The organism is Streptomyces sp. NPDC085900 (genome assembly GCF_044540925.1).
Classification (GTDB): domain Bacteria; phylum Actinomycetota; class Actinomycetes; order Streptomycetales; family Streptomycetaceae; genus Streptomyces; species Streptomyces gilvifuscus.
In genome coordinates, this window is record NZ_JBITSP010000007.1 from 67,467 (window position 1) to 90,350 (window position 22,884).

The 22,884-nt window shown below is 70.7% G+C and carries 21 protein-coding genes; 7 read left to right on the plus strand and 14 right to left on the minus strand.

What is annotated here, in order from left to right; all coding sequences use genetic code 11:
* The first annotated feature begins 36 nt into the window (after positions 1-36).
* A complete protein-coding gene (locus ACIGDI_RS24295; protein ID WP_399900174.1) occupies positions 37-732 on the plus strand; it encodes an LPXTG cell wall anchor domain-containing protein in 696 nt (231 codons plus the stop codon).
* 62 nt (positions 733-794) lie between these two features.
* Here ACIGDI_RS24295 and ppc read toward each other — a convergent pair whose 3' ends face one another.
* Positions 795-3,527 (minus strand): phosphoenolpyruvate carboxylase, encoded by a 2,733-nt coding sequence (ppc, locus tag ACIGDI_RS24300; RefSeq protein WP_399900177.1) that lies wholly within the window; start codon positions 3,525-3,527, stop codon positions 795-797.
* Positions 3,528-3,815: 288 nt separating this feature from the next.
* On the opposite strand from ppc, the gene ACIGDI_RS24305 reads away from it, so the two are divergent.
* Both ACIGDI_RS24305 and ACIGDI_RS24310 read left to right on the plus strand, forming a co-directional pair.
* The gene (locus ACIGDI_RS24305; protein ID WP_399900180.1) at positions 3,816-4,823 is read left to right on the plus strand and encodes an acyl-CoA desaturase; all 1,008 of its coding nucleotides are present in this window, start codon (positions 3,816-3,818) and stop codon (positions 4,821-4,823) included.
* Positions 4,820-5,497 (plus strand): TetR/AcrR family transcriptional regulator, encoded by a 678-nt coding sequence (locus ACIGDI_RS24310; RefSeq protein WP_200703626.1) that lies wholly within the window; start codon positions 4,820-4,822, stop codon positions 5,495-5,497. Before ACIGDI_RS24305 ends, ACIGDI_RS24310 begins: the two co-directional genes overlap by 4 nt.
* Before the next feature lie 19 nt (positions 5,498-5,516).
* Here ACIGDI_RS24310 and ACIGDI_RS24315 read toward each other — a convergent pair whose 3' ends face one another.
* The 3 genes from ACIGDI_RS24315 to ACIGDI_RS24325 are packed head-to-tail and all read right to left on the minus strand — an operon-like array spanning position 5,517 to position 6,934.
* Positions 5,517-5,690, minus strand: a complete 174-nt coding sequence (locus ACIGDI_RS24315; RefSeq protein ID WP_399900183.1) for a CsbD family protein — start codon at positions 5,688-5,690, stop codon at positions 5,517-5,519.
* Between the two features lie 51 nt (positions 5,691-5,741).
* Entirely contained in the window at positions 5,742-6,122 is a 381-nt protein-coding gene (locus ACIGDI_RS24320) for a VOC family protein (protein ID WP_390629121.1), read from the minus strand.
* On the minus strand, positions 6,122-6,934 hold the full coding sequence (locus tag ACIGDI_RS24325) for a trans-aconitate 2-methyltransferase (protein ID WP_399900186.1): 813 nt from the start codon (positions 6,932-6,934) through the stop codon (positions 6,122-6,124). Before ACIGDI_RS24325 ends, ACIGDI_RS24320 begins: the two co-directional genes overlap by 1 nt.
* 89 nt (positions 6,935-7,023) lie before the next feature.
* On the opposite strand from ACIGDI_RS24325, the gene ACIGDI_RS24330 reads away from it, so the two are divergent.
* Complete coding sequence (locus tag ACIGDI_RS24330) at positions 7,024-7,521, plus strand: MarR family winged helix-turn-helix transcriptional regulator (protein WP_200703622.1); 498 nt, start codon at positions 7,024-7,026, stop codon at positions 7,519-7,521.
* Here ACIGDI_RS24330 and ACIGDI_RS24335 read toward each other — a convergent pair.
* Positions 7,480-8,247 (minus strand): response regulator transcription factor, encoded by a 768-nt coding sequence (locus ACIGDI_RS24335; protein WP_058924853.1) that lies wholly within the window; start codon positions 8,245-8,247, stop codon positions 7,480-7,482. The genes ACIGDI_RS24330 and ACIGDI_RS24335 overlap by 42 nt on opposite strands.
* Before the next feature lie 266 nt (positions 8,248-8,513).
* On the opposite strand from ACIGDI_RS24335, the gene ACIGDI_RS24340 reads away from it, so the two are divergent.
* Positions 8,514-8,957: a GNAT family N-acetyltransferase gene (locus ACIGDI_RS24340; RefSeq protein WP_399900191.1), complete on the plus strand. Its 444-nt coding sequence runs from the start codon at positions 8,514-8,516 to the stop codon at positions 8,955-8,957.
* Here the strand turns inward: ACIGDI_RS24340 and galK are convergent.
* Genes galK through galT form a run of 3 tightly spaced genes read right to left on the minus strand, consistent with a single transcriptional unit; the run spans position 8,950 to position 12,130 of the window.
* Entirely contained in the window at positions 8,950-10,104 is a 1,155-nt protein-coding gene (gene galK, locus ACIGDI_RS24345; protein ID WP_399900193.1) for a galactokinase, read from the minus strand. The genes ACIGDI_RS24340 and galK overlap by 8 nt on opposite strands.
* Positions 10,104-11,072 carry a UDP-glucose 4-epimerase GalE gene (galE, locus tag ACIGDI_RS24350; RefSeq protein ID WP_399900196.1) on the minus strand — a complete coding sequence of 323 codons (969 nt, stop codon included), beginning with the start codon at positions 11,070-11,072 and terminating at the stop codon, positions 10,104-10,106. Before galE ends, galK begins: the two co-directional genes overlap by 1 nt.
* Positions 11,072-12,130 carry a galactose-1-phosphate uridylyltransferase gene (gene galT, locus ACIGDI_RS24355; RefSeq protein WP_399900199.1) on the minus strand — a complete coding sequence of 353 codons (1,059 nt, stop codon included), beginning with the start codon at positions 12,128-12,130 and terminating at the stop codon, positions 11,072-11,074. Before galT ends, galE begins: the two co-directional genes overlap by 1 nt.
* A 189-nt stretch (positions 12,131-12,319) precedes the next feature.
* On the opposite strand from galT, the gene ACIGDI_RS24360 reads away from it, so the two are divergent.
* Together ACIGDI_RS24360 and ACIGDI_RS24365 are read left to right on the plus strand one after the other, a co-directional pair.
* Entirely contained in the window at positions 12,320-14,011 is a 1,692-nt protein-coding gene (locus ACIGDI_RS24360) for a sodium:solute symporter family protein (protein WP_399900202.1), read from the plus strand.
* 21 nt (positions 14,012-14,032) lie between these two features.
* Positions 14,033-14,389, plus strand: a complete 357-nt coding sequence (locus tag ACIGDI_RS24365; protein ID WP_399900205.1) for a hypothetical protein — start codon at positions 14,033-14,035, stop codon at positions 14,387-14,389.
* Between the two features lie 18 nt (positions 14,390-14,407).
* Here ACIGDI_RS24365 and ACIGDI_RS24370 read toward each other — a convergent pair whose 3' ends face one another.
* From ACIGDI_RS24370 to rsmA, 6 genes are all read right to left on the minus strand, one after another.
* Positions 14,408-15,118: a response regulator transcription factor gene (locus ACIGDI_RS24370; protein WP_272177637.1), complete on the minus strand. Its 711-nt coding sequence runs from the start codon at positions 15,116-15,118 to the stop codon at positions 14,408-14,410.
* A gap of 209 nt (positions 15,119-15,327) precedes the next feature.
* The gene (locus ACIGDI_RS24375; RefSeq protein ID WP_399900209.1) at positions 15,328-17,124 is read right to left on the minus strand and encodes a PQQ-binding-like beta-propeller repeat protein; all 1,797 of its coding nucleotides are present in this window, start codon (positions 17,122-17,124) and stop codon (positions 15,328-15,330) included.
* Positions 17,125-17,184: 60 nt separating this feature from the next.
* On the minus strand, positions 17,185-18,939 hold the full coding sequence (locus tag ACIGDI_RS24380) for a PQQ-binding-like beta-propeller repeat protein (RefSeq protein WP_399900211.1): 1,755 nt from the start codon (positions 18,937-18,939) through the stop codon (positions 17,185-17,187).
* A gap of 191 nt (positions 18,940-19,130) precedes the next feature.
* Positions 19,131-20,933, minus strand: coding sequence for an ABC-F family ATP-binding cassette domain-containing protein (locus ACIGDI_RS24385; protein ID WP_399900214.1), 1,803 nt, complete (start codon positions 20,931-20,933; stop codon positions 19,131-19,133).
* 98 nt (positions 20,934-21,031) lie between these two features.
* Positions 21,032-21,940, minus strand: a complete 909-nt coding sequence (locus tag ACIGDI_RS24390; RefSeq protein ID WP_399900217.1) for a 4-(cytidine 5'-diphospho)-2-C-methyl-D-erythritol kinase — start codon at positions 21,938-21,940, stop codon at positions 21,032-21,034.
* The gene (rsmA, locus tag ACIGDI_RS24395; RefSeq protein ID WP_399900220.1) at positions 21,937-22,845 is read right to left on the minus strand and encodes a 16S rRNA (adenine(1518)-N(6)/adenine(1519)-N(6))-dimethyltransferase RsmA; all 909 of its coding nucleotides are present in this window, start codon (positions 22,843-22,845) and stop codon (positions 21,937-21,939) included. Before rsmA ends, ACIGDI_RS24390 begins: the two co-directional genes overlap by 4 nt.
* Positions 22,846-22,884: the final 39 nt, after the last annotated feature.

Genomic DNA, 22,884 nt, shown 5'->3' on the forward strand with positions numbered 1-22,884 from the left:
ATCTTCCCGTCCACAACTCGAAGATGGATCAGCCCCATGCGTACCCTCTCTCGCGCCGGCGCTCTGTCCGCCGTCGCCGCGGCCGCGCTGTTCTCCGCGCCCGTCGCAGCCCATGCCACCGCTCCCGGGGACAACGGGACCGTGAAGATCCACGATGCCAAGACCGGCGAGGAGCTCAAGCGCAACGAGCCGCACGTCTGCACGTTCTACCTGGACGCGTTCGGTTTCGACGCCGTGCAGGAGGTCGACTGGCACATCGAGGCCTGGGCACCGACCGCCGGCAGCAAGGGCGAGACGGTGAAGTCCGGCGCGATCACGCTCGACGCCAAGGGTCACGGCCGCACCGAGGACCTGTCGCTGCCCGACGGGCACTACAAGCTGTTCTGGAACTTCGACGGTGAGAAGGGTGCCGCGAAGCAGAAGGTGTTCTGGACGGACTGCAAGGACGAGGGCGGTGGCGGTTCCACCCCGTCCTCGTCGGCGTCCCCGTCGGCCTCGGCCTCCGCGTCGGCGTCCGCGTCCTCGTCGCCCTCGGCCGGGTCCTCCGCGTCCCCGAGCTCGTCGTCGTCCGGGGGCGTCTCCGCGTCCTCGTCGCCGTCCGCGCAGGGTGGCAGCGACTCGGGCGACCTCGCCGAGACGGGCAACGGCGCGCCGGTCGGGCTGCTGTCGGGCCTGGCGGCGGCGCTGGTGGCGGCCGGCGGTTACCTGGTGGTCCGGCGGCGCCGGGCCTGACGTAGGTGTGAAACGGCGGTGCCCCCGAGTACGACACTCGGGGGCACCGCCGTTTCGCGGGGTCAGCCGGTGTTGCGCAGGCCCGCCGCCACGCCGTTGACGGTGAGGAGCAGGGCGCGGGAGAGCAGCGGGTCGGGTTCCTCGCCGGCGGCCGCGGCGTCACGCTGCCGCTTGAGGAGGGTCACCTGGAGGTAGGAGATCGGGTCCAGGTAGGCGTCGCGGATGGCGAAGGTCTGCTTCAGGACCGGGGTGGCGGCGAGGAGTTCGCTCTCGCCGGTCACCCGCAGGACCTCGCGGACGGTCAGCTCGTGTTCGGCACGGATGGTGTCGAAGACGTGCTTGAGCTCGTCGGGGACGAGGGTGTCGACGTAGTGGGCGGCGATCCGCAGGTCGGTCTTGGCGAGCGTCATCTCGACGTTGGAGATGAAGTTGCGGAAGAAGTGCCACTGTTCGTGCATCTCGTCGAGCACCGTGTCCAGGCCGGTCTCGCGCAGGGCCTTCAGGCCGGAGCCGACGCCGAACCAGCCGGGGACGATCTGGCGGGACTGGGTCCAGCCGAAGACCCACGGGATGGCGCGCAGGCCGTCGAGCGAGACGCCGGAGCCGGGGCGGCGGGAGGGCCGGGAGCCCAGGTGCAGGTCGGCGAGCTGGTCCACCGGCGTCGACGCGAGGAAGTACGTCGGCAGGTCCGGGTCCTCGACGAGGGCGCGGTAGGCGGCGTGGGCGGCGTCGGAGATGACGTCCATGGCCGCGTCCCAGCGGGCGAGGGCCTCGTCGGACTGGCGGGGCGCGGTGTGCAGGGCGGAGGCCTGCAGGGTGGCGGCGACCGTCAGTTCCAGGTTCTCTCTGGCCAGGGAGGGGATGAGGTACTTGTCGGAGATGACCTCGCCCTGTTCGGTGACCTTGATCTCGCCTTCCAGGGTGCCCCATGGCTGGGCGAGGATCGCGTCGTGGGAGGGGCCGCCGCCGCGGCCGACGGTGCCGCCGCGGCCGTGGAAGAGGCGCAGCCGTACGCCGTAGCGGTGGGCGACGTCGCGCAGCCGGCGCTGGGCGCGGTGGATCTCCCACTGGCTGGTGGTGATGCCGCCGAACTTGGAGGAGTCGGAGTAGCCGAGCATGACCTCCTGGACGTCGCCGCGCAGCGCCACCAGGCGCCGGTAGGACGGGTCGGAGAGCATGTCCTCGAGGATCGTGTCGGCGGCCTTGAGCTCGTCGGTGGTCTCCAGCAGCGGCACGATGCCGATCTTCGCCCAGCCGGCGTGGAGGTCGATCAGGCCGGCCTCGCGGGCGAGGACGGCGGCGGCGAAGACGTCGTCGGCGCCCTGGCACATGGAGATGATGTACGACTCGATGACCTCGGGTCCGAAGACGGCGAGGGCCCGCTTGACGGTCTCGAACACGCCGAGGGTCTTGGCGCCGGCGGCGTCGACGGGTGCCGGGGTGGGGGCGAGCGGCCTTCTGGAGCGCAGTTCCTTGGCGAGCAGCCGGGCCCGGTACTCGCGGGGCATGTCGACGTACCGCCAGGACTCCTCGCCGAGGCGGTCGAAGAGCTGGCCGAGGGCGTGGTGGTGGGCGTCCGCGTGTTCGCGTACGTCCATGGTGGCGAGCTGGAGGCCGAAGGCGGCCAGCGTGCGGATGGTGCGGTCCATGCGGCCGTCGGCGAAGAGGGCGCCGCGGTGTGCGCGCAGGGAGTTCTGGATGAGGGTGAGGTCGGCGAGCAGCTGGCCCGTGCCGAGGTAGTCGCGGCCCGGCTCGTGCGGGGTGCCCTTGGCGAGGCGCTGCTTGGTGTTCTCCAGCTTCTGCCGGATGCAGGTGGCCTTGAGGCGGTAGGGCTCCTCGGCGTTGAGGCGCTTGTAGCGGGGGCTGATCTCGGGGAGGCGGTCGAGGTCGGCCTGGAGGGACTCCAGGAGCTCCTCGGTGGCGCCGGTGTAGCGGATGGAGTTGGACAGGAAGCCGCGCAGCTCGTCGATCATCTCCAGGGCGTCGTTGATGCCGTGCTCGTGCTGGAGGATGAGGACGTCCCAGGTGACCTGGGGGGTGACGTTCGGGTTGCCGTCGCGGTCGCCGCCGATCCAGGTGCCGAAGGTCAGCGGCCGGGTGGCGTCCGGGAGCTTCACGCCCACCCGTTCCAGCTCGGCCGTCAGGTCCTCCAGGACGTCGCCGACGGCGCCGGCGTGGAGTTCGTCGAGGTAGTAGATGGCGTTGCGGGCCTCGTCGGCGGGTTCGGGCCGTACGACGCGCAGTTCGTCGGTCTGCCACACCAGGTCGATGTTCTCGGCCAGGCGGGTGTCGAGGCGGCGCCGGTCGGAGGCGATGACCGGGGTCTCCAGGAGGGCTGCGATGCGCCGGAGCTTGTTGAGGACCGAGCGGCGGGCGGCCTCGGTGGGGTGGGCCGTGAACACCGGGCGGACGTTGAGGTGGGCGACCGTCTGGCGCAGGTGCTCGGGGTCGGCGTCCTTGAGGCGGTCGGCGGTGCGGGCCAGCAGGCCGCCCTCGGCGGCGCGCCGGGCGCGCAGTTCGCGGCCGCGGTGCACCTGTTCGGTGACGTTGGCCAGGTGGAAGTAGGTGGAGAAGGCGCGGACCAGCTTGGCCGCGGTCTCCAGTTCGGTGCCGCGCAGCAGTTCAGCGGCGGCCTCTCCGTCCTCGCGCGTGAGGCGGCGGACCTTTTCGACGAGTTCCAGAAGCTCGGGGCCCTCCTGGCGGACGAGGGTCTCGCCCAGAAGGTCACCCAGCCGGCGGATGTCGGCGCGCAGCTCACTGCTGGTCGTCGTGGTCTGGTCGTCGGCACTGCTCACAGGTGCGGCTCCTTGCAGTGTTGAAGCTCGTCTGGGAGGGAACCCGGCGGGCGGGACCGCGCGGCGGGCGCCGCATACGGCCCTGACATCCGGGAAGGAATCAGAGCGGACCGCGCTGTCCGACCGACTCCAAGGATAGGTGTCCATGCGGACGCGCAGACTCTCGGGCTCTTGCCGCCGGGCAAGCCACTGCCATACTTACGACGCCGTAGGTTACGGAACCGTAGGAAGGCGTGCATGGTTTCGACCCGGCATCTGTCTCAACCCTCGATCCCACAGGGGACGCCCATGACCACGAGCTCCGATGTGATCGGAGACGCCCCGAAGGCGACCGACACCCCGACTCCCTCGGCCACGTTGGGCGGTGAGCAGAAGCGGTCGATCGAGCAGATCACGCTGCTGCTGTTCATCACCGTTCCGTTCCTCGCGCTGCTTGCCGCGGTTCCGCTGGCGTGGGGCTGGGGGGTGAGCTGGCTGGATCTCGGTCTGCTGGTCTTCTTCTACTACCTGGGCTGCCACGGCATCACCATCGGTTTTCACCGCTATTTCACGCACGGTTCCTTCAAGGCCAAGCGGCCCCTGCGGATCGCCCTGGCGATCATGGGGTCGATGGCGGTCGAGGGTCCGCTGGTCCGTTGGGTGGCGGACCACCGCAAGCACCACAGGTTCTCCGACGCGGAGGGCGACCCGCACTCCCCGTGGCGTTTCGGGGAGACGGTCCCGGCGCTGATCAAGGGCCTGTGGTGGGCGCACATCGCCTGGATGTTCGACGAGGAGCAGACCCCGCAGGACAAGTACGCGCCGGATCTGATCAAGGACCCGGCCATCCGTGCGATCTCCCGCCAGTTCGTGTTCTGGACGGTGCTGTCCCTGGGGCTGCCGCCGCTGATCGGCGGTCTGGTCACCTGGTCCTGGTGGGGCGCGTTCACCGCGTTCTTCTGGGGCTCACTCGTTCGGGTGGCTCTGCTGCACCACGTGACCTGGTCGATCAACTCGATCTGTCACGCGGTCGGCAAGCGGCCGTTCAAGTCGCGGGACCGCTCGGGCAACGTGTGGTGGCTGGCCGTGCTGTCGTGCGGCGAGTCCTGGCACAACCTGCACCATGCCGACCCGACCTCGGCGCGGCACGGCGTGGAGCGCTGGCAGCTCGACTCCAGTGCCCGTCTGATCCGCTGGTTCGAGGCGTTCGGCTGGGCGTACGACGTGCGCTGGCCGTCACGCTCGCGTATCGATTCGCGCCGTATCACCGGGGAAGACGGCACTCGGCACCGGAAGGAGACCGCCGAGGCGGCATGATTGACGCCGTGGCGACCGACTCCAGCAGCACCGAGAGCACCGACAAACCGCGGCGCGCGCGGCGGACCCGCATGACGGGCGCCGAGCGACGCCAGCAGCTGCTGGAGATCGGCCGCACCCTCTTCGCCGCGAAGGGCTTCGAGGGCACGTCGGTGGAGGAGATCGCGGCGAAGGCCGGGGTGTCCAAGCCGGTGGTGTACGAGCACTTCGGCGGCAAGGAGGGCCTGTACGCGGTGGTCGTGGACCGCGAGATGCGGCGGCTGCTGGACATGGTGACCAGCTCCCTGACCGCCGGCCACCCGCGTGAGCTGTGCGAGCAGGCCGCGTTCGCGCTCCTGGACTACATCGAGGAGTACACCGACGGCTTCCGCATCCTGGTGCGGGACTCCCCCATCCCGCAGTCGACGGGTACCTTCGCCTCGCTGATCTCGGACATCGCCACCCAGGTGGAGGACATCCTGGGCCGGGAGTTCAAGAGCCGCGGCTTCGACCCCAAGCTCGCCCCCCTGTACGCGCAGGCTCTGGTCGGCATGGTCGCGCTGACCGGTCAGTGGTGGCTGGACGTGCGCCGTCCGAAGAAGGCGGAGGTCGCGGCCCACCTGGTGAACCTGGCGTGGCACGGGTTGGACGGGCTGGAGCAGAAGCCGCGGCTCATTGGGCACCGCAAGAGCTGAACGCTCCCGTCGTGTGCTGTCAGCGCTTGAAGACGTCCTTGGCCTTCTCCTTGGCCTGCCGGGCGTCGCCCTTGGACTGCTCCAGACGGCCCTCGGCCTCCATGCTCTCGTTGCCGACAGCGCGGCCCACGGTCTCCTTGACCTTGCCCTTGGCCTGTTCCTTCTTGCCCTTGGCCTTCTGTTCGCCTGCCATCAGAGTTCACCTTCAGTAAGCGGGACTTCACTGTCGCCGTACGGGTAGCCCTCAGGGCGCCGGGCAAACTCCGTCCACCGGCTCCAGGAACTCCAGCCGGTTGCCCACGGGGTCCTCGGAGTAGAAGCGCCGGTGTCCGGGCAGGTCGCCGTCCCAGACGACCCGCGCCCCCTTCGCCCGCAGCCGGGCGGCGTACGCCTCGATGCCGGTGACCCGCAGCCCGGGGTGCGCCTTCCTCGCGGGCCGGAAGTCGTCCTCCACCCCCAGGTGCAGCTGTACGGCGCCCGCCTGGAACCAGCAGCCTCCGCGCGCGGCGAGCACGGGCGGCTTGGGGATCTCGGTCATGCCGAGGACGTCCCCGTAGTAGGCGCGCAGCAGGTCCTCGCAGCCGGCGGGGGCGGCGAGCTGGACGTGGTCGACGGCGGTGAGCATCAGGCCTCCTTGCGGGCGACGGCGAAGATGCGGCGGAACGGGAACGGTGTGCCGTGCGCGGTGGCCGGATAGGCCTCGCGCAGGGCCGAGCGGTACTCGGCGAGGAACTCCTCCCGGGCCTTGGGATCGTCGGCGAGGGCGGTCAGGACGGGCCGCAGTCCCGTCCCCTTCACCCAGTCCAGCACCGGATCCTCGCCGGTCAGCAGGTGCAGGTACGTCGTCTCCCACACGTCGGCCTCGCAGCCGAGGGAGGTCAGCCGCTCCAGGTAGGCCTCCGGCGCGAGGACGGCGTCGTCGTGGCGGAGGAGGTCGCCGAGGTGGTCCGCGAAGCGGGGGGAGCGGGCGATCTCGCGCATCAGCCGGTGGCTGGGGGCGGAGAAGTTGCCGGGCACCTGGAAGGCGAAGGTGCCGCCCGGCCGGAGCCCCGCGATCCACTCGCCGAACCGCTCCGCGTGCCCGGGCACCCACTGGAGGGTGGCGTTGCTGACGATCAGGTCGTACGGCCGTGCGGGCGCCCAGGTGCGGACGTCGGCGTGGGCGAAGTCCAGGTGCCCGCCGCCGGGTGTGGGTCCCGCGTGTTCGGTGAAGGCCCGGTCGAGCATCTCGGGCGAGTTGTCGTAGCCGGTGATGTGCGCGCCGGGCCAGCGTTCGGCGAGCAGGACGGTGACGTTGCCGGGGCCGCAGCCGAGGTCGGCGACGGCCGGCTCGGCGGAGGGCAGGTCGGGGACGCGCGCGAGGAGGTCGGCGAAGGGCCGGGCGCGGTGGCCGGCATGGCGGAGGTACTGGGCGGGGTCCCAGGCAGGGCTGGTCATGACTGCTACCTTCCCCGCCGAATTCTCTCGATGTCAAGAGACTCGACATCAAGAGACTTCACATCGACACAACCACTACACTGATCGCCATGGAGGACGAGGTCGATCGGCTGGTCGCTGCGTGGCGCCGGGAGCGCCCGGACCTCGACGTGGAACCGCTCGAGGTGCTCAGCCGGGTGAGCAGACTGGCCCGGCATCTGGACCGGGCGCGCAGGCTGGCGTTCGCCGAGCACAGCCTGGAGCCCTGGGAGTTCGACGTGCTGACCGCGCTCAGGCGCGCGGGGACGCCGTACCAGCTCTCACCGGGACAGCTGCTGACGCAGACGCTGGTCACCTCCGGCACGATGACCAACCGCATCGACCGGCTCACCAAGAAGGGCCTGGTGGAGCGGCTGCCCGACCCGAGCGACCGGCGGGGTGTGCTGGTGCGTCTGACGACCGAGGGCCAGGACCGCGCGGACCAGGCCCTGGCCGGCCTCCTCGACCAGGAGCGGGCGATCCTCGCCGAGCTCTCGCGCGCCCAGCGCGGTGAACTCGCCGGGCTGCTACGCCAGCTGACCGCCCCGTTCGACAACATCCCCGGCTAGGTCCACCGGCCCGACCCCGGCCCGGCGGGCGAGGGCGACGGCGGCCAGCGTGCTGTGCACGCCCAGCTTGCCGAGGACGTTCTGCATATGGGTGCGCACCGTGTGCGGGGAGAGGAACAGCCGCTCGGCGACCGCCTTCCGGCCGAGCCCCGCCACCATGCAGCGCAGCACCTCCCGCTCCCTCGGCGTGAGGGACTCCACCAGCCGTTCGCTCTCGGTGCGGTGCTTGCGCGCGGCCGTCAGCTCCCTGAGGACGCCCGTGAGCAGGGCGGGCGGCAGATGGGTCTCGTCGCGCAGGACGCCCCGGATGACGTTCAGGAGTCTCGACAGCGAGCAGTCCTTGGCGACCCAGCCGGACGCCCCGGCCTGCAGGGCGAGCGCGGCGCGCCGCGGATCGTCCTTCTCGGCGAGGACGACGATCCGTACCCCCGGCTGCGCGGTGCGCACCCCGGCGACCAGCGAGATCCCGTCGACGAGACCGTCCTCGCCGACCTCCTGGACGGGCACGGCGGGCCGCACACCGGGCAGGTTGCCGCCCAGGTCGGCGTCGACGAGCAGCACGTCGAAGCGGCGCCCCTCGGCCGCCGCCCGCTCCAGGCTGCGCAGCGCGGCGGGACCGCTGCCCGCTGCGGAGACGTCGACGTCGGGCTCGGCCGCAAGGGCTGCGGCGAGCGACTCGGCGAAGATGCGGTGGTCGTCGACGACCAGGACTCGGATGCGAACCACGAAACCCCCTTCCCCAGGCTCCTGAAGAGCAGGGGACCCCTTTGTTCGGGAGACGGTACGGGCGCGGGCACGACGCCCGGCGCGATGGCCCGGCACGGCCGCCGCCGTGCGGAAACTGCTACCCCCACTTCGGGTGTCGTACCCGACTGTCTCGCCCCCTGATCGGCACCGGCCCCCACCGGTGCTGCTCATCAGGGTACGGCTGGGGGCCGGGAGGGGAAGGTTATTTGCAGAACTGGCGGTCCGACGCGTTTATCGTGAGCCGCATGTTTCGTCTTGAGACAGAAGTCGACAGGGCCCGGCGCGATCTTCTCCGAACCCGGCTGCGCGAGACCAACACGGCGGCCTCCCCCGTGCTGCGCGCTCTGCGGGGAACCCCAGGTGAACGGGAACTTCCGCTCCACGTATGGGCGTTGGACGACACCGACGCCCTCGCGGGCGGACTGGTCGGCCACACCTGGACGACCTGGCTGCACGTGACCTATCTGTGGGTGGACGCGCGCCACCGGGGAGCGGGTCTTGGTTCGCAACTGCTCGCGACGGCGGAGCGCATCGCGAAGCGGGAGCGGGGCTGCGCTTCCGTGCGCCTGGAGACCTGGGACTTCCAGGCGCCGGACTTCTACCAGAAGCAGGGGTACGACGTGGTGTGCGTGATCCCCGACTATCCGCCGGGGATCACCGAGTACACCCTGACCAAGCGGCTCAGCTGAGCCTGCGGGCCCCGGCCGCCGGGACCGCCTCGAAGATCCGCGGGGCGGTGAACTCCGCCGTCGCGAAGGCCCCCTCGACCGCCTTCGTGATGGTCTCGACGTCGGCGGCCTCCGCCAGGACGATCGCCGAGCCGCCGAAGCCGCCGCCCGTCATCCGCGCGCCCAGGGCGCCGGCCGCCAGGGCCGTGTCGACCGCCAGGTCCAGCTCCGGGCAGGAGATGCGGAAGTCGTCGCGCAGGGACGCGTGGCCGGCCACCAGCACCGGGCCGATGGCGCGCGTGTCGCCCGCCTTCAGCAGGGAGACGACCTTCTCCACCCGCTCGTCCTCGGTGACGACGTGCCGCACCAGCCGGACCGCCTCCTCGTCGTCGCCCAACCGCGCGAGCGCGTCGTCGAGTTCGGCGTACGGGACGTCCCGCAGGGCGTCGACGCCGAGCAGCGCCGCACCCCGCTCGCAGCCCGCCCGGCGCTTGCCGTACTCGCCCTCGCTGTGGGCGTGCTTGACCTGGGTGTCCACCACCAGCAGGCGCATGCCCTCGGCCGCGAGGTCGAAGGGGATCTGCTTCTGGGAGAGGTCCCGGGTGTCGAGGAACAGGGCGTGGCCGTCCTCGCAGCAGGCCGAGGCCGTCTGGTCCATGATGCCGGTGGGCGCGCCGACGTAGACGTTCTCGGCGCGCTGGCACAGGCGGGCCAACTGCCAGCGCTGCAGACCCAGTTCGAACAGGTCGTTGAGCGCCAGGGCGATCACCACCTCCAGCGCGGCCGAGGAGGACAGGCCCGCGCCGGAGGGGACCGTCGACGCCAGGTGCACATCGGCGCCGGTCACCGCGTGACCGGCCTCGCGCAGCGCCCAGACGACACCCGCCGGGTACGCCGTCCAGTTCCGGTCGGACTCCGGTGCCAGGTCGTCCAGGCGCAGCTCCACCACGCCGCCCTCGACGTCCGCCGAGTGCAGGCGCAGCACGCCGTCGTCGCGGCGCGAGACGGCCGCGACCGCGGTGTGCGGCAGCGCGAAGGGCATCACGAAGCCGTCGTTGTAGTCGGTGTGCTCACCGATGAGGTTGACGCGGCCCGGCGCCGACCAGACGCCCTCCGGCTCGGCCCCGTACAGCGCGGCGAAGCCTTCCCGGACCTGCTGTGCACCCACTACTGCTCCCTGGAGATGTTCTGCGCGAACTCCCACGCATCCGCGACGATTCCCGCGAGATCCGCGCGGGACGGGTTCCAGCCCAGCTTCTCGCGGGCGCTGTGCGCCGAGGCCACCAGGACCGCCGGGTCGCCGCCGCGGCGCGGGGCCACGACCTCGGGGATCGGATGGCCGGTCACCTGACGGACGGTCTCGATGACCTGGCGGACCGAGAAGCCCTCGCCGTTGCCGAGGTTGCAGATCAGGTGCTCGCCGGAGGTGGCGGCCTTCAGCGCGAGCAGGTGGGCCTCGGCCAGGTCCGCGACGTGGATGTAGTCGCGCACGCAGGTGCCGTCGGGCGTCGGGTAGTCGTCGCCGTACACCGAGATCGCCTCGCGCCTGCCCTGGGCGACCTGGAGGACGAGGGGGATCAGGTGCGACTCGGGGTCGTGGCGCTCGCCGCACGCGCCGTAGGCGCCCGCCACGTTGAAGTACCGCAGGGAGACCGCGCCCAGGCCGTGGGCGGCCGCCTCGCCGGTGATCATGTGGTCGACGGCGAGCTTGGTGGCGCCGTAGGGGTTGGTGGGCTTCGTCGGGGCGGTCTCGACGATCGGGACCTGCTCCGGCTCGCCGTAGGTCGCCGCCGTGGAGGAGAAGACGAGCTTGCGCACGCCCGCCTCGCGCATCGCGCCGAGCAGCGCCATGGTGCCGCCGACGTTGTTGTCCCAGTACTTCTCGGGCTTCACGACCGACTCGCCGACCTGCGAGAACGCGGCGAAGTGCAGGACGGCCTCGTAGGAGGAGTCCAGCCACTTGGCGGCGTCGCGGATGTCACCCTCGACGAAGGTGGCGCCCGCCGGGACCCCCTCGCGGAACCCGGTGGTCAGGTTGTCGAGGACGGTGACCTCGTGGCCCGCCTCCAGCAGATGCTGGGCGACCACGCTGCCGACATAGCCCGCGCCACCGGTGACCAGATACTTGCCGCTCATCAACTCGCTACCTCTCGCAGTCGCTCGGCCGCGCGCTCCGGCGGCACGTCGTTGATGAACACGTTCATGCCGGACTCGGAACCCGCGAGGAACTTCAGCTTGCCGGACGTACGGCGAATGGTGAAAAGCTCTAGGTGGAGCCCGAAGTCGTCGCGGTTGACGCCCTCGAACTCCTCCAGCGCGCCGAACGGGGCCTGGTGCCAGGCCGAGATGTACGGCGTCGGCGGCTCGTTCTCACCGAAGATCCGGTCGAAGCGCCTCAACAGTTCCAGATAGACCTTGGGGAACTCTGTGCGCGCCTCCTCGCCCAGGGCGAGCAGGTCCGGCACGCGGTGCTTGGGGTACAGGTGGACCTCGTACGGCCAGTGGGCCGCGTACGGCACGAACGCCACCCAGTGTTCACCCTCGAGGACGACCCGCTCGTCGGCGAGTTCACGCTCGAGAACGTGATCGAAGAGGTTCTCCCCGCCGGTCGCCTCCTTGTGCTGGGCGAGTTGCCGGAGCATCAGTGCGGTGCGAGGGGTGGTGAAGGGGTAGGCGTAGATCTGGCCGTGCGGGTGACCCAGAGTCACGCCGATCTCGGCGCCGCGGTTCTCGAAGCAGAACACCTGCTCCACGGAGGCCAGATGCGACAGCTCCGACGTGCGGTCCGTCCACGCGTCCAGCACCAGGGCGGCCTGCTCCTCGGTGAGGTCGGCGAAGGACGCGTTGTGGTCGGAGGTGAAGCAGACGACCTCGCAGCGGCCCGAGTCGCCGGCGAGGGAGGGGAAACGGTTCTCGAAGACGACGACGTCGTACGACGAGTCCGGGATCTCGCTCAGCCGCCCGTCCTGGGAGGGGCACAGCGGGCACTCGTCGGCCGGCGGGTGGTAGGTGCGGCCCTGCCGGTGCGAGGCGATGGCAACGCTGTCGCCGAGCAGGGGGTCGCGGCGGATCTCGGAGGTGGTGTGGGTCCGCTCCAGGGGTCGCTTGTCCACCGCGTCGCGCACGACGTCGTCGCGCAGGTCGTAGTAGATCAGCTCGCGACCGTCGGCCAGTCGGGTCGACGTCTTCTTCACTGCGGACTCCCTATCCGAGCCACTCACTCAGCTGCACAGCCATCAAACATAACCAAACACATTGGAACACGATCACCCAGAGTCGTCAACATCACAATCCAACAAAGAGCATCAACCGAAGTGTTCAATAACTGAACACGGAGGCGTAGGTTCCGCTCTGGATCAGTTCACGCAACGAAGCGAGTTCTTATGCAAACCCCCACGAACTTGGCTGTCCCCCTCGCCGCCGAGCTACGACTCCCCACGAGTTGGCTCGATTACACGATCCTCGGTATCTACTTCGTCGTCGTCCTGGGCATCGGCTTCGCCGCTCGTAGATCGGTGAAGACCAGCCTCGACTTCTTCCTCTCCGGACGCTCCCTGCCCGCCTGGATCACCGGCCTCGCCTTCATCTCCGCCAACCTGGCCGCCACCGAGATCCTCGGCATGGCCGCCAACAGCGCGCAGTACGGCGCGTACACCGTGCACTGGTACTGGATCGGCGCCATCCCCGCCATGGTCTTCCTCGGCCTGGTGATGATGCCCTTCTACTACGGCAGCAAGGTCCGCTCGGTTCCCGAGATGCTGCTGCTGCGCTTCGACAAATGGGCACATCTTCTCAGTTCGCTGCTGTTCGCCTTTGCCGCCATTCTGATCGCCGGTGTGAACCTCTACGCCCTCGCGCTCGTCGTCGAGGCACTGCTGGGCTGGCCGCAGTGGGTGGCGATCGTGGTCGCCGGCGCCTTCGTGCTCGCGTACATCACCCTCGGCGGTCTGTCGTCCGCGATCTACAACGAGGTACTGCAGTTCTTCGTGATCCTCGCGGCCCTCATCCCGATCGTCGTCCTGGGCCTGAAGAAGGTCGGCGGCTGGGGCGGCCTGACCGACAAGCTCACCGCGACGCACGGCTCGAACTTCACCACCGCGTGGGGCGGCACCGGCATCGGCAGCACCAACCCGCTGGGCGCCAACTGGCTGACGATCGTCCTGGGCCTCGGCTTCGTGCTCTCCTTCGGCTACTGGACGACGAACTTCGCCGAGGTGCAGCGCGCCCTGTCCGCGAAGAACCTCTCCGCCGCCCAGCGCACCCCGCTGATCGCCGCGTACCCGAAGATCTTCATCGTCTTCCTGGTGATGATCCCGGGGCTGGTCGCGGCGGCCCTGGTCCCCGGCTTCGGCACCCCCAAGTCGGGCTACCAGTACAACGACGCCATCCTGTACCTGATGCACGGGCTGCTGCCCAACGGCGTCCTCGGCATCGCGATCACCGGTCTGCTCGCCGCCTTCATGGCCGGCATGGCCGCCAACGTGTCGTCCTTCAACACGGTGTTCACCAACGACATCTGGGGCCGGTACGTCGTCAAGGGCCGTGAGGACGCCTACTACGTCCGCTTCGGCCGCCTGATCACGGTCATCGGCGTCTGCGCCTCGGTCGGCACGGCCTTCCTGGCCTCGTCCTTCTCGAACATCATGAGCTACCTGCAGACGCTGTTCTCCTTCTTCAACGTGCCGATGTTCGTCGTCTTCATCATCGGCATGTTCTGGAAGCGCGCGTCCGTGAAGTCCGGCTTCTGGGGCCTGCTCGCCGGCACCGTGGCCGCGATGGTGAACTACTTCGTCATCTACAAGCAGGGCATCATCGACATCCCCACCGACCAGGGCGCCAACTTCGTCTCGGCCATGGTCGGCTTCGCCGCCGGCGCCGTGGTGATGTTCGCCGTGTCCCTGTTCACCGAGCCCAAGCCCGCCGAGGAGCTCCAGGGCCTGGTCTACGGCACCACCTCCCCCGGCATGACCGAGCCGCCCGCCCCCGGCGACGAGGCCTGGTACCGCAAGCCGGCCCTGCTGGGCTGGGGCGCGGTGATCATCGCTGCCGCCTGCTACATCCCGTTCTCGCTCTGATCGCGGGAGGATCGAGAGACCATGTCCGATTTTTCCAGCCCCTCCGAGCGCCCCGAGCCGCACGCGTACTCCGAGCAGGACGTCCAGCGTGAGGTCTCCGAACTGCAGAAGAAGTCGGCCACCGCGGCCCGCATCTTCGACCTGCGCCGCATCATCGGCGGCCTGTTCGTCCTCTACGGCGTGATCGTCACCATCGCCGGCATCACCGACGACCAGGCCGCCATCGACAAGGCACAGGGCATCAACATCAACCTGTGGACCGGGATCGGGATGCTGCTGCTGGGCATCTTCTTCCTGGTCTGGCTGAAGCTGCGGCCCACCCCGCCGACGGTCCCCGAGGTCACCCCCGAGGACCTGCCGGACAAGCCCGCCGAGTGACGGCCGCGGGGCCGGAGGCTACGACGCCTCCGGCCCCGCTCCCGTCTCCGGCGCCGGGTGCGACAGCGGTCCCGCCCGGTCCAGCAGGCCCGTGCGGGCCGCCAGGGCCGCCGCCTCCAGGCGGGAGCCGACGCCCAGTTTCATCAGGACGCGCTGGACGTGGGTGCGCGCGGTCGACGGGGCGATGCCCATGCCGGCCGCGATCAGCCGGGTGTCCTCCCCGTCGGCGACCCGGACCAGCACCTCGACCTCCCTCGGGGTGAGCATCTGCAGCAGACGCTGGCCCTCGTCGTCGGGCTGTGCGGCGGGGTTGAGCAGCTCGCTGAAGGCCCCCTGCAACAGCTGCGGAGCGACCGCCGCCTCACCCGCCCGCGCCTTCATGATCGCCCGCTCGACGCCCTCGATGCGCTCGTCGTGGCGTACGTAGCCGGACGCGCCCGCGGCGAAGGCCGCGGCTATCCCGCGCGGACTGGGCACCGGGCCCAGCACCAGCACCGCCACCTGCGGACGCTCCCGCTTGATCCGCACCACCGGGTCGAACATGCCCGGCTCGGCCGGCGTCGCCGTACCCAGCAGGCACACCTCCGGCGCGCGTGTGATCACCAGCTCCGCCGCGCCCGCGGCCGGCGCCGCGGCGGCCAGCACCCGGTGCCCCCGCAGCTTCAGCGCCGAGGCCAGCGCCTCGGCGAGCAGTCGGTGGTCGTCGACCACCATGAGCCGCACTCCCATCGAGCAAACCCCCCACTCCCCCCAGTGGATCCCCAGGCATGCCCCACCATGGGTGCCCACCGGTCCGCGCGGACAGGAGCCCCCCTCCCGGCTCCCCCGCTCTTCATGCCCCCGGAAGCTACACGCTTGTTCGACGTTGCGCTCCCCCTACCGGTGAGAACTGCCCCGGATCGACGGAATATCTTGTTTTTCTCTCATACGTGGGTGATTCAGCTGCCCGTACCGAACGCCAGGGCCAGGTACTTGTCCCCCGCCGACGACGACTTGTCGGCGAACTGCGAGGCCATGAACAGGTGGCCCTGCGAGTAGAGGATCTCGGAGTAGTCCGGCGACATCGTGGTCTCCGCCGACCGCGCGGGACCGGTCGCCGGGTTCTCCAGCAGGGTCGTCTCCTTGAAGGAGCCGCCGTCGATGCTGACGATCTGGCCGCCCTTGTCGTACGGCGGGCGCTTGTACGCGATCACGTTGCCGTTGTCCATGCGCAGCGGCGTGATCGTGTAACCGTCGCCGGCGTCGGCGCGCTGGCCGGTCTGCTTGCCGGTGGCCAGGTCGAAGGCGACGATCTCGTTGGTCTGGCTGTACTCCTTGGTGCCGCTGTGCTCCTCGGTCGGGACGTACAGCCGGTCGTTGCCGACGGCGAGACCGGTGCAGCCTTCGATCTTGGTGATGCCGTCGCAGCGGGCCGCGTACTGCTTGCCCGGCGCCGAGATCCGGTTGATCAGCTTGCCGGTCTTGTTGTCGATGGAGTAGAAGTCCGAGATCTCGCTGCCGTCCCCGGCGCTGTCGCCCGCGTCGGCCGCCACGACCAGCGGGTTCGTCGACACGACGGAGGCGTACTCGATGCCCTTGGCCATCTTGTACTCCGAGATCACCTTCCCCGTCTGCGGGTCGATGGTCTGGATGTGCAGCAGGCGCTCGCCGTACTGACCGCACTTGAGCACCGCGACCAGCTTCTCGCCGCCGCCGTACCCGGCGTCGTAGCAGGTGTCGTCGGCCTTCGGGGCCCACAGCGGCTTGCCGCTGGAGACGTCGAACGCGGCGCCTCCCTGCAGGCCGCCCGCGGCGACCGTGCTCGCGCTGACGGTGACGTTGCTGAACGTGATCGTCCCGCCGGCGCCGTCACCGACCGACTTCGTCCACAGCTTCTTGCCTGCGTCCAGGTCGATCGCCGCGACCTGGCTGCATCCGGCCGACCTGTTCTTCGCCGGCATCTTGGGCTGGAAGAGGACGGCCGTGCGGTGGTCGTCGGTGGTGTGCTGGCTGACCGTGCAGACCGGGCCGGGCAGCCTGATCGTCCACTGCTTGGTGCCCTTGTCGAGGTCGTAGGCGCTGATCTGGGCGACGCCGCTCTTCACGTACACCTTGTCGGTCAGCCAGGAACCGGACACCACGGTGGTGTCGTCGACCTTGGGCGCCGGGAGCTTGTACAGCAGCTTGGAGGCGGTGTCGGCGGGCACCTTCTCCTCGCCCTTGCCGTCGACGCCGCCCTTGCCGGTGTCACCGCCGTCGCCGCCGCCGGTGCCGCCGCTGGAGTTCGCGGTCCGGTCCTTCTTGGCGTCGCCACCGGCGGACGCGAAGTACCAGATGCCGCCCACGACGAGCGCGAGCGCGGCGACCGCCGCGACGACGATCAGCGGCGTGTTGTTCTTCCGTCCGCCGGCCTGGGGGTGCGGCGGTACGGGCTGCTGCGGATAGCCGTAACCGGGCTGCTGGCCGTAGGGGTTGGGCTGCTGGCCGTACGGCGGCTGCGGCGTGGGGTAGCCGTAGCCGGGCTGCTGCGGAGGCTGGGGGGCCTGGGGGTAGCCGTAGCCGGGCTGCGGGGGCGGCTGCGGGGCGCCGTAGGGCGGCTGCTGCTGCGGCGGGGTCTGCGGGGCGCCGAAACCCGGCTGCTGCGGGGGTGTCTGCGGCGGCTGGGGCGGCTGCTGGCCCTGGGGCGGGCCGAAGCCGGGCTGCTGAGGGGGCTGGTTCGGCGGCTGGTTCGGCGGCGGGGGCGGGGGCTGGGTCATGGCGGGGTACCTCGGGGGCGGCGGCGGGGCGACGGGGACGTGGGGAGCCGTGGGACGGCGTCAGTTGCCGAAGGCGAGAATCAGCTTCCCCTTCGAGTCGTCATTGCCGGCCAGCCGGGTCGAGGAGAGGTAGAAGCGGCCGTCGACCCAGTCGTAGGCCTTGGAGTAGAAGCCGTTCTCCAGGTCGGCCGTGCCCGCCGGGTTGCGCAGCAGCTTCGCCGGCTTGTGGTCCGAGCCGCTCGTCGCGATCGACACGACCTCGCCGCCCGCGTCGTACGACGGCTCGACGTAGGCGATGAGCTTTCCGCCCTCCACCTTCATCGGCAGCATCGACTCGTCCGCGGTGGACTTCACGCGCCACTTCTCCTTGCCGTCGGCGAGGTCGATCGCGACGATCTCGTTCGGCCCGGTGGTCGCCTTGGTCGGCAGGTAGAGCGTGTTCGCGTCGGCCGCCACGCCCTCGCAGCCCTGCAGGTCGCGGTCGAGGATCTGCCAGCCGCACTGCGGGGCGAAGTTCTCGTCGAAGCCGACCTGGGAGCGGAAACGCCCCTTGGAGTCGAAGGAGGAGATGTTCCAGGCCTTCTTGTCCTCGTTCGTGCTGTAGACGACGAGCGGGTCGACGGAGTAGGTCCGCGAGACCGTCCAGCCCTTGTCGAACTTCTGCGTCCACCTGGCCTTGCCGGTCTTCGGGTCGAGCTCCTGGATCTCCTCGTGCTCGTTCGCCTCGGAGGCGTCGCAGGACGCGACGGAGACCAGCCTGGCGCCGCCCGCGAACGCGGTCGGGAAGCAGGAGCTGCCGTACTTCGTCTTCTCGAACAGCTTCTTGCCGCTGTCGACGTCGAAGCCCACCCCGGACTGGGCGCGGCCCGCCACCACCGTCTTGCCGGTGATGGACAGCGAGACGTTGATGGTGTTGTCGAACAGCGCGCCGTCGCCGAGCGTGCCGCTCCAGCCCTTCGCGCCGGTGTTCAGGTCGAGTTGCTGGAGCTTGTTGCACTTGGCGCGCTCGCCGGTGCCGCTCTCGTACGCCACCACGACCTTGTCGTCGGACGACTTCTGCGGGGTGACCGAACAGATCTTCTGCGGGAACGTCACCGGGCCCCAGGCGGTCGCGCCGTCGCCCACGCCGTAGGCGAAGACCTGCTTGTACGCCGCCTTCACCACCGTCTTGCCGGTGATCCACATGCCGGGGGCGTCGGCGCCCGAACCGGGCGTGTCCGGCGGCGACTTGTACCAGAGGACCTTCGCCTCGCCCGCCTGGCGGCCCGAGTTGAGGTCCTCGGGATCGGAACCCTTCGTGCCGCCGGAGCCGCCCGAGGTGCCGGACGCGGTGGGCTTGGGATCGTCGCTCTGCCCGGCGACCGGCTTCTTGCCGTCGTCCCCACCGCGGGTCACCGCGTACGCGACTCCGCCGATGACGGCCAGGGCGGCGACGGCCGCCACCGCGATCAGCGCCGGCCTGCCCTTGGAGGACTTGGGGCCGCCCGGGGTGCCGGGCCCGCCCGGGTACTGGGGCTGCGGCGGGTAGCCGTAGCCGGGCTGCGCTCCGTACGGGCCGGGCGGCTGCGGCTGGCCGTAGGGGCCGGGCTGACCGTACGGACCCGGCTGCTGCGGCTGACCGTAGGGACCGGGCTGACCGTACGGACCCGGCTGCTGGGGTGGCTGCGCGGGCGGCTGAGGGGGCTGCGGAGGCTGGGGGTGGCCGTAACCGGGCTGCGGAGGCGGCGGGCTCTGCGGAGGCTGCGGGGACCCGAATCCGCCCTGGGGCGGCGGGTCCTGCGGCGGTCCGAAGCCACCCTGCGGCGGCTGTGTCATCAGCGCTTTCCCCCGTTCGATCACTGATTTCCAGCCACGCCCCGAGGCGCGTGATGAGCCGGAGTCGTACTCAGAGAGTTCTCAGACGGCTCTTTCTATCACTCGGCACCGACAACGCACCGGGCCGGTTCGTCCGCTGTTCCCAAGGGACGACCGGCCCGTGATACCGCCGTTACGCCTTCACACGTGCTTCACGCGTCCTCGGCGAGTTCGAGCCAGCGCAGCTCCAGTTCCTCCCGCTGCCCGGCCAAATCCCGCAGCTCCGCGTCCAGTTCGGCCACCTTCGCGAAGTCCGTGGCGTTCTCGGCGATCTGGGCGTGCAGCTTGGCCTCCCGCTCGGAGACCTTGTCCAACTGCCGCTCGATCTTCTGCAGTTCCTTCTTCGCCACGCGCTGGTCCGCGGAGCTCCTCTCGGCGACGGGCTTGTCCGCGACCGGGGCGGCCGCGGCGACCGCCTCCTCCATCCGCCGGCGCCGCTCCAGGTACTCGTCGATGCCGCGCGGCAGCATCCGCAGCGTGGCGTCGCCCAGCAGCGCGAAGACGCGGTCGGTGGTGCGCTCGACGAAGAACCGGTCGTGGGAGATGACGATCATCGAGCCGGGCCAGCCGTCGAGGAGGTCCTCCAGCTGGGTCAGGGTCTCGATGTCGAGGTCGTTGGTGGGCTCGTCGAGGAAGAGGACGTTGGGCTCGTCCATGAGCAGGCGCAGCAGCTGGAGGCGGCGGCGCTCACCGCCGGAGAGATCGCCGACCGGCGTCCACTGCTTCTCCTTGTTGAAGCCGAACGTCTCGCACAGCTGCCCGGCGGTCATCTCGCGTCCCTTGCCGAGGTCGACGCGCTCGCGCACCTGCTGGACGGCCTCCAGCACCCGCAGGTTCGGGTTCAGCTCGGTGACCTCCTGGGAGAGGTAGGCGAGCTTGACCGTCTTCCCGACGGCGATCCGGCCGCCGACCGGCTGCGTCTCGCCCTCGCTGCGGGCCGCCTCCGCCATCGCCCGCAGCAGGGAGGTCTTGCCTGCGCCGTTCACGCCGACCAGGCCGACGCGGTCGCCGGGGCCGAGCTGCCAGGTGACGTGCTTGAGCAGCACCTTGGGGCCGGCCTGGACGGTCACGTCCTCCAGGTCGAAGACCGTCTTGCCGAGCCGCGAGGAGGCGAACTTCATCAGCTCGGAGCTGTCCCGGGGCGGCGGCACGTCCTTGATCAGCTCGTTGGCGGCCTCGACGCGGAAGCGCGGCTTGGACGTACGCGCGGGCGCCCCGCGGCGCAGCCAGGCCAGCTCCTTGCGGACCAGGTTCTGCCGCTTGACCTCCTCGGTGGCGGCGATGCGCTCACGCTCGGCGCGCGCGAAGACGTAGTCGGAGTAACCGCCCTCGTACTCGTAGACGTCGCCCTTCTGCACGTCCCACATGCGCGTGCACACCTGGTCCAGGAACCAGCGGTCGTGCGTGACGCAGACCAGCGCGGAGCGGCGCTCGCGCAGGTGGCGGGCGAGCCACGAGATGCCCTCGACGTCGAGGTGGTTGGTCGGCTCGTCGAGGACGATCAGGTCCTGTTCCTCGATGAGCAGCTTGGCGAGGGCGATACGGCGCCGCTCACCGCCGGACAGGGGCGCGATGACGGTGTCGAGACCCTGGGGGAAACCGGGCAGATCCAGCCCGCCGAACAGTCCGGTGAGCACGTCCCGGATCTTGGAGTTGCCCGCCCACTCGTGGTCGGCCATGTCCCGGATGACCTCGTGCCGCACGGTGGCGTTCGGGTCCAGGGAGTCGTGCTGGGTGAGCACCCCCAGGCGCAGCCCTCCGGAGTGGGTGACGCGCCCGGTGTCGGCCTCCTCGAGCTTGGCCAGCATGCGGATGAGCGTGGTCTTGCCGTCCCCGTTGCGTCCCACGACCCCGATCCGGTCGCCTTCGGAGACGCCGAGGGAGACGCCGTCGAGGAGGGCACGAGTGCCGTACACCTTGCTGACGTTCTCGACATTGACCAGATTGACGGCCATTTCTCTCCTGCCCGGGGGGATCGATCAGCCTCCCAGCGTAATGCGCACCGGTGGCCGACCGATCCCCGCGCAGGTCAGATCCCCTCGCGGATGTGCCGTTACGCCGGCGTGCCCCCGAGCACCGTCGCGCCCGGCGCCGGAGCCGTCGTCGTACGCACCGTGCGGCAGGTGCCCGAGGCCTCCAGTGCCTCCGCCACCTTCACCGCCGACCGCGCGTCCCGGGCGAGGAACGCCGTCGTCGGCCCCGATCCGGAGACGAGCGCGGCGAGGGCGCCGGCGGCGCGGCCCGTGGCCAGCGTGTCGGCGAGCTCCGGGAAGAGCGAGAGGGCGGCGGGCTGCAGGTCGTTGGAGACGGCGGCGGCGAGCGCGTCGGCGTCGCCCTTCGCGAGGGCGTCGAGCAGCTCCTGCGAGGCGACCGGCTCGGGGACGTCGAGGTCTGCCGTGAGCCGGTCGAACTCCCGGAACACGGCCGGCGTCGACAGCCCCCGCCCGGCCATCGCGAACACCCAGTGGAAGGTGCCGCCCACCTCCAGCGCGGTCAGCTGTTCGCCGCGCCCGGTGCCCAGCGCCGCGCCGCCGACCAGGCTGAACGGCACGTCACTGCCCAACTCGGCGCAGATGGCGAGCAGTTCGGCCCGCGAGGCGCCCGCACTCCACAGCGCGTCGCAGGCCAGCAGCGCGCCCGCGCCGTCCGCGCTGCCGCCCGCCATGCCGCCGGCGACCGGGATGTCCTTGGCGATGTGGATGTGCACGGCCGGCTCGATGCCCCGCCGTTCGGCGAGCGCGAGCGCGGCCCGCGCGGCGAGGTTCGTACGGTCCAGGGGGACCTGGTCGGCGTCGGCGCCCTCGCAGGTGACGCGCAGCTCCTCGGCCGGCGTCACGGTCACCTCGTCGTAGAGGCCGACCGCGAGGAAGACGTTGGCCAGGTCGTGGAAGCCGTCGGGCCGGGCGGCGCCCACCGCGAGCTGCACGTTGACCTTGGCGGGGACGCGGACGGTGACGCTCACTGGGAACGGGGCTCCTCGTGCTCGACGGGCTCGGTGGCGCCGGCCCGCTTGTTCTCTGCGATGCGCGCGAACTCCTCGACGGTGAGCGCCTCGCCGCGCGCCTGCGGCGACACCCCGGCGGCGACCAGGGCCGCCTCCGCCGCCGGGGCCGAACCGGCCCATCCGGCGAGCGCGGCCCGCAGCGTCTTGCGGCGCTGCGCGAAGGCGGCGTCGACCACGGCGAACACCTCGGCCTTGGAGGCGGTGGTCGCGACCGGCTCGGTGCGCCGGGTGAGCGCCACGAGACCGCTGTCGACGTTCGGCGCCGGCCAGAAGACGTTCCGTCCGATCGCCCCGGCCCGCTTGACCTCGGCGTACCAGTTGGCCTTCACGGACGGCACGCCGTACACCTTCGACCCGGGCCCGGCGGCGAGGCGGTCGGCGACCTCCGACTGGACCATGACCAGGGTGCGTTCGATGGTCGGGAAGGTGTCGAGCATGTGCAGCAGGACCGGTACGGCGACGTTGTACGGCAGGTTCGCCACCAGCGCGGTCGGCGGCGGGCCGGGCAGCTCGCTCACCTGCATCGCGTCGGAGTGGACCAGCGCGAAACGCCCGGCGCGCTCCGGCATGCGGGCCGCGACGGTCGCCGGCAGCGCGGCGGCCAGTACGTCGTCGATCTCCACGGCGGTGACGTGCTCGGCGGCCTCCAGCAGCGCGAGCGTGAGCGAGCCGAGCCCGGGGCCGACCTCCACCACCACGTCGTCGGGGCGGACTTCGGCGGTGCGGACGATACGGCGGACCGTGTTCGCGTCGATCACGAAGTTCTGGCCGCGCTGCTTGGTGGGACGCACACCGAGGGCGGCCGCGAGTTCGCGTACGTCGGCGGGCCCGAGGAGGGCGTCTGGGGCGGGGCTGCTGCTCACGGGGACAAGGGTACGGGGGTGTCGCCCCGCCCCCGTCCG